The organism is Martinezella multihospitum, assembly GCF_900094585.1.
GTDB classification, from domain to species: Bacteria; Pseudomonadota; Alphaproteobacteria; order Rhizobiales; family Rhizobiaceae; genus Rhizobium; species Rhizobium multihospitium.
Map to the genome: position 1 here is coordinate 598,585 of NZ_FMAG01000002.1, position 17,315 is coordinate 615,899.

General features: G+C 61.4%; 11 protein-coding genes. 9 read left to right on the forward strand and 2 right to left on the reverse strand.

The annotated features are described in order from the left end of the window. Positions 1–84: 84 nt before the first annotated feature. The 9 genes from GA0061103_RS09795 to GA0061103_RS09835 all read left to right on the forward strand — a co-directional run bounded on the left by GA0061103_RS09795 (position 85) and on the right by GA0061103_RS09835 (position 11,903). Positions 85–516: a hypothetical protein gene (locus GA0061103_RS09795; protein WP_092710274.1), complete on the forward strand. Its 432-nt coding sequence runs from the start codon at positions 85–87 to the stop codon at positions 514–516. Between the two features lie 196 nt (positions 517–712). Continuing rightward, on the forward strand, positions 713–1,855 hold the full coding sequence (ccmI, locus tag GA0061103_RS09800; protein ID WP_092710276.1) for a c-type cytochrome biogenesis protein CcmI: 1,143 nt from the start codon (positions 713–715) through the stop codon (positions 1,853–1,855). After that, positions 1,852–2,301 (forward strand): cytochrome c maturation protein CcmE, encoded by a 450-nt coding sequence (gene ccmE / locus GA0061103_RS09805; protein ID WP_092710277.1) that lies wholly within the window; start codon positions 1,852–1,854, stop codon positions 2,299–2,301. The genes ccmI and ccmE overlap by 4 nt, the downstream gene beginning before the upstream one ends. Continuing rightward, positions 2,298–4,286, forward strand: coding sequence for a heme lyase CcmF/NrfE family subunit (locus tag GA0061103_RS09810; protein WP_092710280.1), 1,989 nt, complete (start codon positions 2,298–2,300; stop codon positions 4,284–4,286). The genes ccmE and GA0061103_RS09810 overlap by 4 nt, the downstream gene beginning before the upstream one ends. Beyond that, positions 4,283–4,789, forward strand: coding sequence for a cytochrome c-type biogenesis protein (locus GA0061103_RS09815; RefSeq protein ID WP_092710282.1), 507 nt, complete (start codon positions 4,283–4,285; stop codon positions 4,787–4,789). Before GA0061103_RS09810 ends, GA0061103_RS09815 begins: the two co-directional genes overlap by 4 nt. 168 nt (positions 4,790–4,957) lie before the next feature. Continuing rightward, a complete protein-coding gene (locus tag GA0061103_RS09820; RefSeq protein WP_092710285.1) occupies positions 4,958–6,514 on the forward strand; it encodes a Do family serine endopeptidase in 1,557 nt (518 codons plus the stop codon). A 104-nt stretch (positions 6,515–6,618) separates the two neighbouring features. After that, positions 6,619–7,377: a response regulator transcription factor gene (locus GA0061103_RS09825; RefSeq protein ID WP_047627321.1), complete on the forward strand. Its 759-nt coding sequence runs from the start codon at positions 6,619–6,621 to the stop codon at positions 7,375–7,377. Continuing rightward, a complete protein-coding gene (locus tag GA0061103_RS09830) occupies positions 7,374–8,789 on the forward strand; it encodes a sensor histidine kinase (RefSeq protein WP_092710286.1) in 1,416 nt (471 codons plus the stop codon). Before GA0061103_RS09825 ends, GA0061103_RS09830 begins: the two co-directional genes overlap by 4 nt. 153 nt (positions 8,790–8,942) lie before the next feature. Further along, positions 8,943–11,903, forward strand: coding sequence for a bifunctional [glutamine synthetase] adenylyltransferase/[glutamine synthetase]-adenylyl-L-tyrosine phosphorylase (locus GA0061103_RS09835; RefSeq protein ID WP_092710289.1), 2,961 nt, complete (start codon positions 8,943–8,945; stop codon positions 11,901–11,903). On the opposite strand, the gene GA0061103_RS09840 is transcribed toward GA0061103_RS09835, so the two are convergent. Both GA0061103_RS09840 and pepN read right to left on the reverse strand, forming a co-directional pair. After that, the gene (locus GA0061103_RS09840) at positions 11,904–14,219 is read right to left on the reverse strand and encodes a PAS domain-containing sensor histidine kinase (RefSeq protein WP_092710291.1); all 2,316 of its coding nucleotides are present in this window, start codon (positions 14,217–14,219) and stop codon (positions 11,904–11,906) included. Positions 14,220–14,448: 229 nt separating this feature from the next. Next, complete coding sequence (gene pepN / locus GA0061103_RS09845; protein ID WP_092710294.1) at positions 14,449–17,097, reverse strand: aminopeptidase N; 2,649 nt, start codon at positions 17,095–17,097, stop codon at positions 14,449–14,451. Positions 17,098–17,315 lie beyond the last annotated feature (218 nt).

The following is a 17,315-nucleotide window of genomic DNA, read 5'->3' on the forward strand; positions in this document are numbered from 1 at the left end:
CATGATGCCAAAAAGGCGCTGTGGGTCATGATGATACCGCAGCGCAGTACCTATGGTTTTGCTTTTTGATACTGGTTCGGTTGTATGAAGCTTCGTACCTTTTTTCTGGTTGTCCCCTCTCTTTTCGCCGCGATTGCGCTTTCTGGTTGCTCGACGACGGGCGGCCTGGGGGGCGGCAAGAGCCTATTTTCGTCTGCGAAGCCTCCGGCCTCCGCAACCTTCATCAATGCTCTTGATGGTGGCATCGTCGAGCGCACCGGCGTCAAGCTCAGCGACAACGACAAGCAGCGCGCGCTGGAAGCCGAATATCGGGCGCTTGAGACCTCGCCTCTTGGCCAGCCTGTGGCATGGAAGGGCAGGAGTGCAAGCGGCGAGGTTGTTCCCGCCGCGCCCTACCAGGTCGGCTCTCAGAACTGCCGGCAATATACCCACACCGTCACTGTCGACGGTAAGCCGACGACGGCAAGGGGCGCGGCCTGCCGCAATGACGATGGCACCTGGACGCCGCTCGATTAAAGCAATTTCAGGAAAAGTGCGCAGCGGTTTCCCGTCCGGAATTGCGTAAAAATAAAAAGATGGGGCATTTCGCGATTCGAAGAAAAGCGGAAAGGCTCCAGGTTTCCGCGCCGAAAGGCGCGGCCAAACGCCTCAAATCTTCGTCAGATCGCCTTTCCCGGTTGGAATAAGCGCCCCGTTAAAGTATTGGGCGTCTATGCTGTTCTGGATTCTCGTGGCCGTTCTTACGGCGGTTGTCGGCGCTGTGTTGCTCTATCCTCTTCTGCGTGGTGCGAAGAAGGCGGAGGACTGTCGTTCCGGCGAGGCCGAGGTCTATCGTGATCAGCTTCGCGAATTGGAGCGCGATCTTGCCGGCGGTCTCATTTCCGTGCAGGAGGCCGGCTACGCCCGCGCCGAAATCGGACGGCGCCTCATCGCTGCTGCCAAGGATGAGAAGACGGCAGTGAAATCGCCCGCGCATGGCAGCTATCGTCTTGCCCAGGCCTTCATCATCGTCCTTCTTCCGGCCGTTGGTCTCTGTCTCTATCTCGTCAATGGCGATCCCGGCCTGCCGGCGCAGCCGCTGGAAGCGCGGCTGGAGAAGCCAGGAAATGATCTCGCCATTTCGATCGTCAAGATCGAACAACATCTGGCCAAGAACCCGGATGATGCCAAGGGCTGGGAGGTTCTGGCGCCGATCTATTTCAAGACCAACCGCATCGGCGATGCCGAGCTTGCCTATCGCAATGTCATCCGCCTGCTGGGACCGAACGCGATCCGGCTTGGCGATCTGGGCGAAGTGCTGGTCGTCAAGGCCAATGGCATTGTGACGGCGGAGGCGCGCAGCGTGCTGCAGCAATCGCTGGCGCTCGATGCCACCAATCCGCGCACGCTTTTCTATCTGGCGCTGGCATTGGAGCAGGAGGGCAAGGCGGCCGATGCGAAAACTGCCTTCGAGGCCCTGGCGAAACAATCGCCGCCGGATGCGCCATGGCTTGCAGCTGTCGACGAGCATATCGTTAAGAATGGCGGCCAGCAGACCGCCTCCGCGAACGCCAACGCGCCCGGCAATCCGACCGCGGAGGACGTCGCTGCGGCGAATGCGCTGAGCAGCGGCGATCGCCAGCAGATGATCCGCGGCATGGTCGACAGCCTCGATGCCAAGCTCAAGGAAGATCCGAAGAATTTCGAAGGCTGGATGCGGTTGATCCGCTCCTATGCGGTGCTGAATGATCGGGAGCGCGCAGCGGATGCGTTGAAGCGCGGTCTCGCGGCCTTTCCGGCCGATGGAGGGGAGGGCCAGCAGCTTCTGGCGCTGGCGAAGGAATTGGGCCTGCCGACGGAGGTAACACAGCAATGACCCGCAAGCAGAAACGACTGGCTGTGATCGCCGGCGGCATGGGTTTCATCGCCGTTGCCGTGCTGCTTGTCCTCTTCGCCTTCAGCCAGTCGGTCGCCTATTTCTACATGCCGGCCGATCTTGCGAAGACACCGGTCAATGCCGGCACGCTGATCCGCCTCGGCGGGCTTGTGGGGGAGGGTTCGATCGTGCGTGGTCAGGGCACCCAGGTTCAATTCTCGGTCACCGACGGCACCGACACGATCAAGGTCAGGTATGATGGCATCCTGCCGGATCTGTTCCGCGAGGGGCAGGGCGTGGTGACCGAAGGCAAGTTCGAGCCGGGCAGCGACGTTTTCGTTGCCGATAGTGTGCTCGCCAAGCATGATGAGCGCTACATGCCGAAACAGGTCGCCGACAAGCTGAAGGCCGATGGCGTGTGGAAGGGCGAGGAGGCCAGCCAATGATCATCGAGCTCGGACATTATGCCCTGGTGCTGGCGCTTGCGACCGCGCTGATCGTCTCCATCCTGCCTGTTGTCGGCGCCCGGCGCGGCGATGTCTCGATGATGGATATCGCCCCTGTGGGATCCATCGTCATGTTTCTGCTGGTCGCCTTCTCCTTCGGTGTGCTGACCTATGCTTATGTCGCCTCCGATTTCTCCGTCCTCAACGTCTGGGCCAATTCCCATTCGCTGATGCCGCTGATCTTCAAGATCTCCGGCGTCTGGGGCAATCACGAGGGATCGATGATGCTCTGGCTGCTGATCCTGGCGCTCTTCAGCGCGCTGGTGGCGCTGTTCGGGCGCAATCTGCCCGATGTGCTGCGCGCCAATGTGCTCGCCGTGCAGGCCTGGATCTCCTCGGCCTTTCTGGTCTTCATCCTGCTGACCTCCAATCCCTTCATCCGGCTTAACCCGGCGCCGGCCGAGGGCAAGGATCTCAACCCGATCCTCCAGGATATTGGCCTCGCGATCCATCCGCCGCTGCTCTATCTCGGCTATGTCGGCTTCTCCGTCTGCTTCTCCTTTGCCGTTGCGGCACTTCTGGAAGGACGCATCGATGCCGCCTGGGCGCGCTGGGTCCGTCCCTGGACGCTCGCGGCCTGGAGCTTCCTGACGCTCGGCATCGCCATGGGTTCTTATTGGGCCTATTACGAACTCGGCTGGGGCGGCTGGTGGTTCTGGGACCCGGTTGAAAACGCCTCCTTCATGCCCTGGCTTGCCGGCACGGCGCTGCTGCATTCGGCGCTCGTCATGGAAAAGCGCGATGCCCTGAAGATCTGGACGGTGCTGCTGGCGATCCTCACCTTCTCGCTGTCGCTGCTCGGCACCTTCCTCGTCCGCTCCGGTGTGTTGACCTCGGTCCATTCCTTCGCCAGCGATCCGACACGCGGCATTTTCATCCTCTGCATTCTCCTGATCTTCATCGGTGGGGCGCTCTCGCTGTTCGCGTTGCGTGCGCCAAAACTTGCCGCCGGCGGCTTGTTCGCGCCGATCTCGCGCGAAGGGGCGCTGGTGCTGAACAACCTGATCCTGACCGTCGCCTGCGGCACGGTGTTGACCGGCACGCTCTATCCGCTAGCGCTCGAAACGCTGACCGGCGACAAGATTTCCGTCGGGCCGCCCTTCTTCAACATGACCTTCGGGCTGTTGATGACCCCGATCCTCGTCGCCGTGCCGTTCGGTCCGCTGCTCGCCTGGAAGCGCGGGGATTTGCTCGGCGCGCTGCAGAGGCTTTATGTCGTGGCAGGTGTGGCCTTCCTGGCCGGCCTTGTCCTGTTCTATGTCGAGCACGGCGGACCGGTGCTGGCCGCTCTCGGCCTTATGGCCGGCTTCTTTCTGGTCTTCGGCGCCTTAGCCGATCTCTGGTATCGCGCTGGCGTCGGCAAGGTGGCGACAGGTGTCGCCTGGCGCCGTCTGAGCGGGCTGCCGCGCTCCGCTTTCGGCACGGCTCTTGCCCATGCGGGCCTCGGCATCACTGTCCTCGGCATCGTCGCGGTGACGACCTTCGAGGGAGAACACATTACCAGCATGAAGCCGGGCGAGACCGCCGAGCTTGGCGGCTACAGCTTGCGTTTCGATGGAGTGCAGCCGGGTGTCGGCCCCAATTTTACCGAAGACCGGGCTCGCTTCACTGTCAGCCGTGGCGGGGTTGCTTTCGCCCAGATGTCTTCCTCCAAGCGCGTCTTTACCGCGAGCCGCACGGCGACCACCGAATCCGGCATTCTCACGCTCGGCCTAAACCAGCTCTATGTGTCGGTCGGCGACGCCGGCAAGGATGGCGGCATGGTCGTGCGCATCTGGTGGAAGCCGTTCATTCTCTGCATATGGATGGGCGCGCTCGTCATGGCAGTCGGCGGCTTCGTGTCGCTCAGCGATCGTCGTCTGCGCGTCGGCGCCCCGAGCCGCAAGGCAAAACCGGTTCGCCCGGCGATGGAGCCGGCTGAATGAACAGCTATCGGCCGACATCGCGCTTTGCCGGCGTCCACAGTCTTGGGGGCGCCATACGGCTGATTCTTTGCCTTGTTGCGCTTCTGGCACCGATGAGCGCCTTGGCCGTCAATCCCGACGAAGTCCTCTCCGATCCGGCCTTGGAGGCACGGGCGCGCACGATCTCGGCCGAATTGCGCTGTATGGTCTGCCAGAACCAATCCATCGATGATTCCAATGCCGATCTCGCGCGTGACCTGCGCTTGCTCGTACGCAAGCGGCTCACCGATGGCGACACCGATCAGCAGGTGCTCGATTACATCGTCTCCCGTTACGGTGAGTTCGTGCTGCTCAAGCCGCGCCTGAGCGAGAAGACCTATATTCTCTGGGGCGCGCCAATTGTGCTCTTCGTAGCAGGCGGACTGGCCCTTGCCGTCTATGCGCGTCGCCGTACCGGCAAGTCCACCGGCAGCCCCCTGAGCGCCGATGAAGAGGCGCAGTTGAAAGACATCCTGGGGAAGTGACGCAGCCGTCATCTTCCGTCGTGACATTGCAACGATTTCCTTACATTACGAATTTTTCATGGGGCGGACAGTTCGTTGTAAGGTGCCGTGCCCTATATCTCTACCATGACGAACCATAGCCGGTCCTGCCGGCGTCAATCCGACGAGAAAAGAGAAGGTAACTCGCATATGTTCAGGAATATCAAGGACACCTTGTCCCGCAGCACTGCTATGAAGGCTTCCGTCGTCGCCGGCCTCGCTGTCGCTGCCCTGGCAACGGGTGTTCCGGCTGTGGTCACCGGTGCCTATGCCGATGCCGTCAATGTTCAGGCACCGCAGGTTCCGAGCTTCGCCAATGTAGTGGATGCCGTTTCGCCGGCCGTCGTTTCAGTCCGCGTCGAATCCCGTGTCAATCCGGTTGCCGATGAAGATGATTCCTTCGGTCTCGGCCGCGGCTTCGACGATCTCCCCGACGACCATCCGCTGAAGAAGTTCTTCCGTCAGTTCGAACAGCAACAGGGTCGTGGCCAGCAGCATGGCCAGAACCAGCAGAAGAATTCCGACGACAAGGGCCGCCTGCGCCCGGTCGCTCAAGGGTCGGGCTTCTTCGTCTCGGAAGACGGCTATATCGTCACCAACAATCACGTCGTTTCCGATGGAGCAGCCTTCGTTGTTGTCCTCAATGACGGCACCGAACTCGACGCCAAACTCGTCGGCAAGGATAGCCGCACCGATCTGGCCGTCTTGAAGGTCGATCCCAAGGGCAAGAAGTTTACTTATGTCGGCTGGGCCGATGATTCCAAGGTCCGCGTCGGCGATTGGGTCGTTGCCGTCGGCAATCCCTTCGGCCTCGGCGGCACCGTCACGGCCGGTATCGTCTCGGCTCGCGGCCGCGACATTCATTCCGGCCCCTATGACGATTACATCCAGATCGATGCGCCGGTGAACAAGGGCAATTCCGGCGGCCCGACCTTCAACCTTAACGGCCAGGTGGTCGGCATCAACACCGCCATCTTCTCGCAGTCGGGCGGCAGCGTCGGCATCGCCTTCGCAATTCCGGCGACCACCGCCAAGGACGTCGTGACCGACCTCATCAAGACCGGCACGGTTTCGCGTGGTTGGCTCGGCGTCCAGATCCAGCCCGTTACCAAGGATATCGCCGAGTCGCTCGGCCTGTCCGAGGCGAGCGGCGCCCTGGTCGTTTCCCCGCAGGATGGCTCGCCGGGCCAGAAGGCCGGCATCAAGAACGGCGACGTCGTGACGGCAGTCAACGGCGATCCGGTCAAGGATCCGCGCGATCTGGCTCGCCGCATCGGCGCTATGCAGCCGGGCTCCAAGGTCGAGGTTTCGCTGTGGCGCGGCGGCAAGTCGCAGTCTGTCACGGTCGAACTCGGCACCTTGCCTGCCGATCAGAATCAGGCCTCCAATGACGACTCGCAGCCGGATCAGCAGCCACAGCAGCCGTCGTCTGAAAAGGCGCTGGCTGACCTCGGCCTCACCGTCGGTCCTTCCGACGATGGCAAGGGTGTCGCGATCACCGCCGTCGACCCGGATTCCGATGCTGCCGACAAGGGCGTAAAGGAAGGCGAGAAGATTACCTCGGTCAACAACCAGCAGGTTTCGAGCGCTGGCGACATCGCCAAGGTCATCGAGCAGGCGAAGAAGGACGGCCGCACGCGCGCCCTGTTCCAGATTCAGTCCGGCGACGGCAGCCGTTTCGTCGCTCTGCCGATCAACGCCGGTTGATCCTTTAAGCGGATGAAATGAATCAGGAAGCCGCGCAGGCCACGGCTTGCGCGGCTTCCTTTTTAGAATATGTCAAAGATGACTGGCTCCAAGGCAGGTGAAAGATGACAACCGCTGGCCAACATGCCGTGAACTCCTCCGATTCTGGTTGTGCCGAGGCTGCCTCGGCAGGTAATGTCGCTCACATGAAGATTCTGATCATCGAAGACGATCTCGAAGCGGCGGCTTACCTCACCAAGGCGTTTCGCGAAGCCGGCATCATTGCCGATCACGCAAGCGACGGCGAGAGTGGCCTCTTCATGGGCACCGAGAACACCTACGATGTTGCCATCATAGACCGCATGCTGCCGCGCCGCGACGGCCTCTCTGTCATCAGCGAGCTGCGTCGCAAGGGCGTGCATACGCCAGTTCTGATCCTGTCCGCGCTCGGCCAGGTCGATGACCGCGTCACCGGCCTGCGTGCCGGCGGCGATGATTACCTGCCGAAGCCCTATGCCTTCAGCGAACTTCTGGCGCGCGTCGAAGTGCTCGGCCGCCGCAAGGGCACGCCGGAGCAGGATGTCCTCTACCGCGTCGGCGATCTCGAGCTCGACCGCCTCTCGCATGAGGTACGCCGCGGCGGCAAGGAAATCCTGCTGCAGCCGCGCGAATTCCGCCTGCTGGAATATCTGATGAAGAATGCCGGCCAGGTCGTGACCCGCACCATGCTGCTCGAAAATGTCTGGGATTATCATTTCGATCCCCAGACGAACGTCATCGACGTCCACGTTTCGCGCCTGCGCTCCAAGATCGAGAAGGATTTCAGCCAGCCGCTGCTGAAGACGATCCGCGGCGCCGGCTACATGATCAAGGACGAGGGATGAGTCGCTTCCGCGTCCTCTTCAAGTCTACCGCAGTCCGACTTTCAGCTCTCTACATCCTTCTTTTTGCGCTCTGCGCCGCAACGCTGGTCTTCTATGTCACGGCCATGTCGGAACGGCTACTGACGGGACAGATCCGCGATGCCGTCCAGCAGGAGGTCAATCAGGTCAAGCGCGCCTATGACATCGGCGGGCTGAACCTGCTTCTGCGCACCATGGAGCGCCGCGCCCGCCAGCCGGGTGCCAATCTCTATGTCATTGCCGGTCCTTCCGGCGATATCCTGGCCGGCAACGTCGCGTCCGTACAGCCCGGAGTGCTCGGTGCTGCTGGCTGGACGGAGCTTCCTTTCGTCTACGAGCGCTATACCGACGCCTCCAATGATCCGGAACGCCGGCATCTGGCAATTGCCAACATTTTCATTCTCGACAACGGGCTGCGCATCCTGATCGGCCGCGACCTGGGCGAGCCGGAGCGCTTCCGCGTGCTGGTCCGCCAGGCTCTGATGCTTGCGCTTGCGATCATGGGCCTCGGCGCGCTGGTCATCTGGTTCGGTATCGGCCGCAATGCACTCAAGCGCATCGACCGCATGACGGATGCCAGCCGCAAGATCATGGCCGGTGACCTCTCGCAGCGCCTGCCCGTCGGCGGTTCCGGCGATGAGTTCGACCGCATGTCCGCCTCGCTGAATGCCATGCTGGGGCGCATCGAGAAATTGAACGAGGGGCTGCGGCAGGTCTCCGACAATATCGCGCATGACCTCAAAACCCCGCTGACACGCTTGCGCAACAAGGCAGCCGATGCGCTCGACAGTGCCGACAGCGAGGGGCGCCGCACGGCGTTGGAGGGCATCATCGGCGAATCCGATCAGCTGATCCGCACCTTCAATGCCCTCCTGATGATTTCTCGCGTCGAGGCGGGGTCGGTGGCGGCCGAAATGACTGGTGTCGATCTCTCCTCCATCGTCGCTGATACCGCCGAACTTTATGAGCCGGTTGCTGAAGAGGCGGGTCTGACGCTGACGGCCGATATCGAGCCGAATGTCGAAATTCAGGGCAATCGCGAGCTGATCGGTCAAGCACTCTTCAATCTCATCGACAATGCCCTCAAATATGCGACGGGCTGCCATGGCGAGCAGACGATCACCTTCAAGCTGGCGCGCACCAGCGACGCGGTGACGCTCGCGGTCGCCGATCATGGGCCGGGCATTCCCGCCCATCAGCGTGCTGATGTGGTCAAGCGTTTCTTCCGTCTGGACGAAAGCCGCTCCAAGCCGGGAACCGGCCTAGGCCTTGCGCTCGTGGAGGCCGTCATGGAGCTGCATGGCGGCCGGTTGGAGCTTTCCGACACCGTCCCCGACAGTCCCGATGCCAAGGGATTAACGGTCACCATGATCTTCCCCATGCAGAAACAATAGGTTAATCCTGCACTAGAGCCGGATGATTTTAGGTCGAAACGACCTAAAATCTGAATCCGCTCTAGCGTCAAAGAAGTAGAGCATGACGTTGTCCGAAAACCGCTCACACTTTTCGGCATCATGCTCTATCCGCTTGCTGTTGGGGAGAACTGCATGACGACGACGCAAAGCGATTTGCTGCGGGATGTTCCGGCCGGGCGGCTGCGACCGTTGAACCAGACGGAGACGAAGTCTGCGCTTGCCGATCTCAAGCAGATCGCGGGAACAGAGCCGGTCGTTGCCGATCTTCTTGCGGGCGAGAGTGCGTTGCGGGATTTCATCGTCGCTGCCCTGACCCTCTCTCCTCATTTGCGTGAAATCGCCAATCTCGAACCGTCGCTCCTCGTCGCCGCCATCGAGAAGCCGCTGTCGCCACAGATCGAAGGGCTGGTGGAAGAGGCTCGGCGTGCCTGGCTGCCTGCGGATGGAGGCGGTGCCTCCCCGTCCGAATCCGAGGTGATGAGCCGCCTGCGCATCGCTAAGCGCCGCGCAGCCTTCCTCGTGGCTCTTGCCGATCTCGCACGCATCTATGATGGGAGGGTGACGACCCGCTGGTTGAGCAGGCTTGCGGAAGCCTCCATTTCGGCGGCGATAGACCATTTGTTGCTGTCATCGCACGAGGCCGGCAAGATCGTGGTTCCCGATCCCGCCGCCCCGAGCTGGAAATCGGGGCTGATCGTCCTCGGCATGGGCAAGCTGGGTGCTGAAGAGCTGAACTATTCCTCCGATATTGATCTGGTCGTCTTTTTTGACGAAACGGCAGGCATCGTGCCCGATCCCGATGATGCCATCGATATCTTCCCACGGCTGATGCGCCGGCTGGTGCGCATCCTGCAGGAGCGGACGGCGGATGGCTATGTCTTCCGCACCGACCTCCGCCTGCGCCCCGATCCCGGCTCGACGCCGCTGGCGATCCCGGTGGACGCCGCGATGATCTACTATGAGGGCAGGGGGCAGAACTGGGAGCGTGCCGCCTTCATCAAGGCGCGGCCCGTCGGCGGCGATATCGCGGCCGGCCAGGCCTTCATCCGCGATCTCGTGCCCTTCGTCTTCCGCAAATATCTCGATTATGCCGCGATATCAGACATTCACTCCATCAAGCGGCAGATCCACGCGCATAAGGGACACGGCGCGATCGCGGTGAAAGGCCACAATGTCAAGCTTGGCCGAGGCGGCATTCGCGAGATCGAGTTCTTCGTGCAGACGCAGCAGCTCATTGCGGGCGGCCGCATGCCGGCATTGCGCAGCCGATCGACGGAGGAAACGCTTTCCGAACTGACCGAGGCGAAGTGGATCGATGCGGAAACGCGCGATGAGCTGGCGGCGGCCTATTGGTTCCTGCGCGACGTCGAGCATCGTATCCAGATGGTGCGCGACGAGCAGACGCATCTGCTGCCGGAAACCGATGCCGAACTCCGGCGCATCGCCTACATGATGGGTTTTGCCGACGTGTCGGCTTTTTCCGAAGCGCTGGTGACGACGTTGAAGACCGTCGAGCGTCGCTATGCGCGCCTGTTCGAACAGGAAACCAAGCTGTCGAGCGAAACCGGCAATCTTGTCTTTACCGGCCAGGGCGACGATCCCGACACGCTGGAGACGCTGCGTCGCCTGGGCTTCGAAAGGCCGTCCGACATCGCCAATGTCATCCGCACCTGGCATTACGGCCGATATCGCGCGACGCAATCGGTAGAGGCGCGAGAACGGTTGACGGAACTGACGCCGGAGCTGCTGCGCGTTTTCGGCGAAAGCAAGCGTGCCGACAAGGCATTGCTGCGCTTCGACAGCTTCATTTCCGGCCTGCCGGCGGGCATCCAGCTCTTCTCGCTGCTCGGGACCAATCCGGCGTTGCTCTCGTTGATCGTCAACATCATGTCGTCGGCACCACGCCTTGCCGAGATCATTGCGGCCAAGCCGCATGTCTTTGATGGCATGCTGGATCCTAGGCTCATGGCCGAACTGCCGACGCGCGACTATCTGGCCGAGCGTCTCAAGAGTTTCCTTGCCCCGGCAAGGCATTATGAAGAGACGCTCGACCTCTTGCGCATTTTCGCATCCGAACAGCGCTTCCTGATCGGTATTCGCCTGTTGACGGGCGCGATCGGCGGGGTCATGGCCGCTCGTGCTTTCACCTACCTTGCCGATCTGATCGTCGAAGCGGCACTGGATGCCGTCATGAAGGAAATCCGGGCAGCACATGGCGAGTATCCCGGCGGTCGCATTGCCGTCGTCGGCATGGGCAAGCTCGGCAGTTTCGAGCTCTCGGCCGGCTCCGACATCGATATCATCCTGCTTTACGATTACGACGACACGGCCGGCGAATCCGATGGTCAGAAGCCGCTCGATGCCACGCGCTATTTCACCCGCATCACGCAGCGGCTGATCGCAGCCCTTTCGGCACCGACGGCTGAGGGCGTGCTCTACGAGGTGGACATGCGCTTGCGTCCCTCGGGCAACAAAGGCCCGGTTGCCACGCGCATCAACTCCTTCGAGAAATACCAGCGCGAGGAAGCCTGGACCTGGGAACATATGGCGCTTTCGCGGGCTCGCCTGATCTGCGGTGACGAGGAATTGGTGAACGATGCGGAGCGGGTGATCGGCGAGGTTCTTTCGACAAAGAGAGATGTCGCCAAGATCGCTAAAGATGTTCGTGAGATGCGCGCCCTGATCGAGCAGGAGAAGCCGCCGGAGAGCATTTGGGATCTGAAGCTGATCCCCGGCGGCCTGATCGATATCGAATTCATTGCGCAATATCTGCGGCTGATCGCGTCGGTCCGCGGCGTCGGCATCGACGCAAATGGCCTCAGCACAGCCGAAGCGTTGAAACTGCTCGGCGGCAGCCTGATGGATCGCAATGATCTGGACGTCTGCCTTGAGACCCTGCAGCTCTATACGGAGGTGTCGCAGCTGATCCGTCTTTGCATCGACGGCACATTCGATCCGAAAAACACGCCTTCGGGGCTGATCGAGCTGGTTTGCCGCGCCGGCGATTGCCCGGACATCCGCACGCTGGAAGCGGAGCTGAAGCGCCTGTCGAAGGCGGTGCGAAAGGTATTCCAGGCAACGGTCGGAAGCTGATCAGCTCTGATCCGGGATGCGGATTGCGATCACCGTGCCGATGCCTTCGCGCGAGCGGATCCGCATGCGGCCATGATGCAGCGCCGTCAGCGATCTCGAAATGGCAAGCCCCAGGCCGGAGCCTCCCTTGCTCTTCGCATATTGGCTCTGCACCTGCTCGAAGGGCTGGCCGATCTTGCTGAGCGCCGATTTCGGAATGCCGATGCCGGTATCGGCGATGACGAGCATGACGGCATCGTCGACCCTGCGTGTGCGAACCGCGATGCGACCGCCATCATTGGTGAATTTCACCGCATTGGAGAGCAGGTTGAGCACGATCTGTTTCATCGCCCGCCGATCGGCATTGAGCTTGATTTCGGAGGAAATGTCCTGCTCGACCAGAATGTTCTTCTGCGCGGCCGGAATGCGGGTGAAGCGCAGGCATTCCTCGATGAGCGGCGCGAGATTGATCCGCTCGCGGGAGAGCTTCATGTGCCCGGCTTCGATCTTGGACATGTCGAGAATGTCGTTGATGACATTGAGCAGATGCTTGCCGCTGTCGTGAATGTCCTTGGCATATTCATTGTAGCGGGCGGAGCCGAGCGGACCGAACATCTGGTCCTGCAGGATTTCGGAGAAGCCGAGAATGGCGTTGAGCGGCGTGCGCAACTCGTGCGACATGTTGGCGAGGAATTCCGATTTGGCCCTGTTGGCTGCTTCGGCGCGCTCCTTCTCGGCGAGATAGTTGGTGTTGGCGGTTGAAAGCTCCGCCTTCTGCTTCTCCAGGATCTGCCGCGATGCAGAGAGATCGTTGATCGTCGCCATCAGCCGGCGCTCGGACTCGCGAAGGCGCTCCTGGTTGCGCTTGAGCTGGGTGATGTCGGTGCCGACGGAGACGAGGCCGCCGTCGCGGGTGCGCCGTTCGTTGATCTGCAGCCAGCGCTCGTCGGCGAGCTGCACCTCGGTCGTCTGCGAATGATTGGAGCGGCCGGGATCGACAATGCGGCGCTCGATGACCGGTCGCGCCGCAGCGGCATTGACGACGGCGCGCTCGGTGCCGGGAACGAGCACGTTGTCGGGCAGGCCATAGGCCTGCTGAAAATGCGCATTGCACATGACCAGGCGATCGTTCTTGTCCCACAGCACGAAGGCTTCGGAGGTGCATTCGATAGCATCGGCCAGCCGCTGGTCGGCCTCGGCATAGCGCTGCGCCAGCCGGTGCTGTTCGGTCACGTCCATGGCGATGCCGATCATGTGCACGCGGCCGGAATTGGTGCGGATCACCTGGGCGCGGGCGCGCATCCAGACATAATGCCCCTTGGCGTGGCGAATGCGCAGAATCTGGTCCACCTGGCCGGCATTGCCGCGGGTGACTGTGCGGGCAAGCATATGCAGGCTGTTGTCGTCCGGATGCATCAGCCGCGCCGCATCCGTGAAAGCGAGCGGCTTGTCGGCAACCGGCAGCCCGAGCATGTCGTACATCGACCGCGACCAGAAGAACTGGCGGCTGGTGAAATCGAAATCCCAGAGGCCACAGCGCCCGCGCGATAGTGCCGTCTCGACCCGCAGGTTGGATTCGAGGAAGATTTCGTCCGCGTCCCGGGCGCGTTTCACCTGCGTATAATAGGCATAGAGGATGACGAGCAGGATGGAGGATATGCCGGCAAACAGCGTGACGTTCAGTGTCAGCTCGTCGCGCCAGAGCTTGTCGATCTGATCCATCGATGCGGCCGACAAGATGAAATCACCTTTGTCGCCGATCAGGGAAATCGCCGCATAATAGGGCTCGCCGCCGATCATGGTCTCGATCACGCCGGCATGGTCGCCAAAACTGCGGGTGGCCGACACTTCTGGGAAGAAGTCGGAAATCAGCATGCCGATATAGCCGGAGCCGGCAGCCGACGAGCCGAACACCCGGCCGCTCGCCTGCACCAACAGCACGAAAGCGCCGGTATCCAGTCGATCCTGCGGCAGATAGGAGGCCAGTTTCCGTTCTGCGCCGCTGCGGTCCCCGGTCTGGAACAGGCTGGCGTCATTCGAAAAGGCGGCGGATGCGGCAGCGATGGAAAGCGAGGTGGTGCGGCGGGCGGAAGCCGCCATCCGGCTATGTTCCGTGATCATGCCGAAGAAATGCGAGGCGGCGACGACCATCAGGAAGGAAACGATGAGGACGGGAATGATGCGCTTGAGAATATGCTCCGTCTGCGGAAAACGACGCGAAATCGTCTCCACCCGCACTCCGGTTCGATCGGTAACGCCGCTATGCCAGGATTTCAGACCGTCGAAATTAACACGCAGCCGTCCATCGGCCGCGGTTGCCCGCCGCACGTCCACCATCGCTTTAGCCTTGTCCCTCGTGTGATTCGCTGCGCCGCTCGCCCGAATCTGCCCTAATGAATCATTCGTGATTCGGCTTGTCCAGAGGGCGCGGTAAAACTTTCTTAACCATCTGCGATTTCAGCATATTTTACACACGCAGCGGTAAGTTGCGTGCGTTCGGGACTCGTTGAAGCTGAAAAGGCCGATGCAAATCAGCCTTTGAAATCGGCATGCTGAGCGATCGAAATCACTCCTTGAGGATGCGATCGACGATGTCGCGCACGTCGGTCGAAAGACCGCCCGCGCGCTCGATCCGCATCAGCGCCGATCGGGCGTGGTCGGCACGCACTGGCTCCAGCAGGCGCCAGGAACGCATCGAAGTCAGGATGCGTGCCGCAAGCTGCGGGTTGCGCTGATCGATCTCGAGGATCTCGTCGGCCAGGAAATTATATCCGGCACCATCTGCGCGGCCGAAGCCGGTGGGGTTGGCGAAGGCGAAGGTGCCGATCAGCGCACGCACACGGTTCGGATTGGTGTGCTTGAACAGCGGTGTCTCCATGAGCAGCCGAATGCGTTCCAGCGCACCGGCGCCGGGAATCGCTGCCTGAATGGCGAGCCACTTGTCGATGACGAGCGCATTGTCCGCGAAGCGGTCGCGGAAATGCGCAAGCGCTGCCGCCGTCTCAGCAGTATCGGGGAATTGCTGCGCTAGAATGGTCAGCGCCGCACTGAGATCGGTCATGTTGTTCGCAGCATCATAGGCCGCTTTGGCTCGAGCCGGCGTCTCGTCCGACTGCGACAGATAGCTCAGAGCCGCATTGCGCAAGGCGCGACGCCCGGCGCTTGCGGCATCCGGGGTGAAGCGACCCGGCGTTTGCATGCCGTCATAGAGTGCGGTGAACACACCCTGTCCAGCTACAGCGATCCGCTTGATGATTGTCTGGCGTGCGGCATGAATGGCATCCGGGTCGTTATTGCCGCCGAGTTCGCGGGCAATGTCGGATTCGCTCGGCAAGGTAAGGACCTGAGCGCGGAAAGCCGGCTCCAGACTGTCGTCGGCGGCAGCTGCGAGCAGTGCGTTGGTGAAGGCCGGATCACAGGTGATCTCGACGCCTTGGCGTGCATCGCGGGCGGCTTGCAGGAGGTTTGGCAGGCCGAGGTCGATCAGCGCCTGCCAGCGGGCGAAATGATCGGTCTCGTAACGGGCGATCAGAGCGAGATCGCCGGCGCTCTGGCTGAATTGCAGGTTGATCGGCGTCGAGAAGCTGCGATTGAGCGACAGGACCGGCCGCTGGGAAATACCGTGGAACGTCGCCGTCTGCGTCTGCTTCGTCAGGTGCAATACGTCGTCAACAAGCTCGGCCCCACTGGCGGATGCCGGCGTGATGACGGCGCCATCTTCGGCAAGCAAGCCCATGCGCAGCGGAATATGCATTGGCTTCTTGGCCGTCTGGCCCGGCGTTGCTGGCACCATCTGCTCGAGCGACAGGGTGAACGTCTTGGCGTCGGCATCATAAGCGCCGGAGGCAGTGACGAGGGGCGTGCCGGCCTGATGATACCATAGCGAGAATTGCGAGAGATCGCGGCCGCTGACATCTTCGAAGCATCTGACGAAATCCTCGATCGTGACAGCCTGTCCGTCATGCCGATCGAAATAGAGGTCCATGCCCTGCTTGAAGAGATCGCGGCCGAGCAGGGTTGCGATCATGCGCGTGACTTCGCTGCCCTTCTCATAGACCGTGGTCGTGTAGAAATTGTTGATTTCGCGGTATTTCGTCGGGCGTACGGGATGGGCGAGGGGACCGCTATCTTCCGGAAACTGCTCCGATTTCAGATGCCGAACTTCGGCGATGCGCTTGACCGGGCGCGAGCGCTGGTCTGCAGAAAACTCGTGATCGCGATAGACGGTCAGGCCTTCCTTGAGGCAGAGCTGGAACCAGTCTCGGCAGGTGATGCGATTGCCCGTCCAGTTGTGGAAGTATTCGTGCGCGATGATGGCTTCGATATTGGCGTAGTCGGCATCGGTTGCCGTCTCGGGATCGGCGAGCACATATTTGTCGTTGAAGACGTTGAGACCCTTGTTCTCCATCGCCCCCATGTTGAAGTCCGACACGGCGACGATCATGAAGATGTCGAGATCGTATTCGCGGCCGAACCGCTCCTCGTCCCACTTCATCGAGCGCTTCAGCGCATCCATGGCATAGACCGCACGCGGCTCCTTGCCGTGCTCGACATAGATCTTCAGCGCCACTTCGCGGCCGGATAGGGTGGTGAACGTGTCCTCGACGACACCAAGATCGCCGGCGACCAGCGCGAAGAGATAGCTCGGCTTCGGATGCGGATCGAACCAGGCGGCAAAATGCTTGCCCTCACCATAGCCGGCGCCGCCGAGGAAATTGCCGTTCGACAGCAGCAGCGGATTGGCGGCCTTGTCGGCGATGATATTGACCGTATAGGGCGCGAGAACATCCGGCCGGTCGGGGAAATAGGTGATGCGGCGGAAGCCTTCGGCCTCGCACTGCGTGCAATAAATGCCGCCGGTGCGATAGAGACCCATCAGCTGCGTGTTGGCTTCCGGGTTGATGACGGTCGTGATCGTCAGCTCGAAAGGCGTGCTTTCCGGCAGATCACGAACCGTGAGGCTCTCGGGCGTGGCGTCATATTGCGCGGCAGGCAGCTCCGTCTGATCGAGCAGTAGGCCGGAGAGGGCCAGTTCGTCGCCATCCAGCACCAGGGGTGCCTTGGGATCGATACCCTCACGGCGATGGAAGATTAGCCGTGCCTCCACCTTGGTCTCGGTCGGATGCAGATCGAAGGTGAGGTCCACGCGTTCCAGAACGAAGTTGGTGGGGCGATAGTCTGCCAGATTGACGATCTGGCCGGTGTCTGTACGCATGGTCTATCCTGATCAGGCTATGCTGTGGCGGGCACAGTCCGAAGCCCTCCTCCGGACTGAAGTGCCGCATCATTACACCGAAATCTGAACCAAAGTTAAAGTCATATCGCAATGCCGATATGTTTTGTTACGGCACAATAAGTATTCGCTCGCCGTGCCGCTCTCAATTCAGCTATTCGAATGAAAAGTGGCAGCTCTGCGCCTGCATTTGCAGACCG

Excerpts from the sequence above, each read along its gene's own strand:
- ccmE (WP_092710277.1), top strand. The coding sequence starts at position 1,852 with ATGACCCGCAAGCAGAAACGACTGGCTGTGATCGCCGGCGGCATGGGT.
- pepN (WP_092710294.1), bottom strand. The coding sequence starts at position 17,097 with ATGCGTACAGACACCGGCCAGATCGTCAATCTGGCAGACTATCGCCCC.
- GA0061103_RS09825 (WP_047627321.1), top strand. The coding sequence starts at position 6,619 with ATGACAACCGCTGGCCAACATGCCGTGAACTCCTCCGATTCTGGTTGT.
- GA0061103_RS09835 (WP_092710289.1), top strand. The coding sequence starts at position 8,943 with ATGACGACGACGCAAAGCGATTTGCTGCGGGATGTTCCGGCCGGGCGG.
- GA0061103_RS09820 (WP_092710285.1), top strand. The coding sequence starts at position 4,958 with ATGTTCAGGAATATCAAGGACACCTTGTCCCGCAGCACTGCTATGAAG.
- GA0061103_RS09795 (WP_092710274.1), top strand. The coding sequence starts at position 85 with ATGAAGCTTCGTACCTTTTTTCTGGTTGTCCCCTCTCTTTTCGCCGCG.
- GA0061103_RS09810 (WP_092710280.1), top strand. The coding sequence starts at position 2,298 with ATGATCATCGAGCTCGGACATTATGCCCTGGTGCTGGCGCTTGCGACC.
- GA0061103_RS09830 (WP_092710286.1), top strand. The coding sequence starts at position 7,374 with ATGAGTCGCTTCCGCGTCCTCTTCAAGTCTACCGCAGTCCGACTTTCA.
- ccmI (WP_092710276.1), top strand. The coding sequence starts at position 713 with ATGCTGTTCTGGATTCTCGTGGCCGTTCTTACGGCGGTTGTCGGCGCT.
- GA0061103_RS09815 (WP_092710282.1), top strand. The coding sequence starts at position 4,283 with ATGAACAGCTATCGGCCGACATCGCGCTTTGCCGGCGTCCACAGTCTT.
- GA0061103_RS09840 (WP_092710291.1), bottom strand. The coding sequence starts at position 14,219 with ATGGTGGACGTGCGGCGGGCAACCGCGGCCGATGGACGGCTGCGTGTT.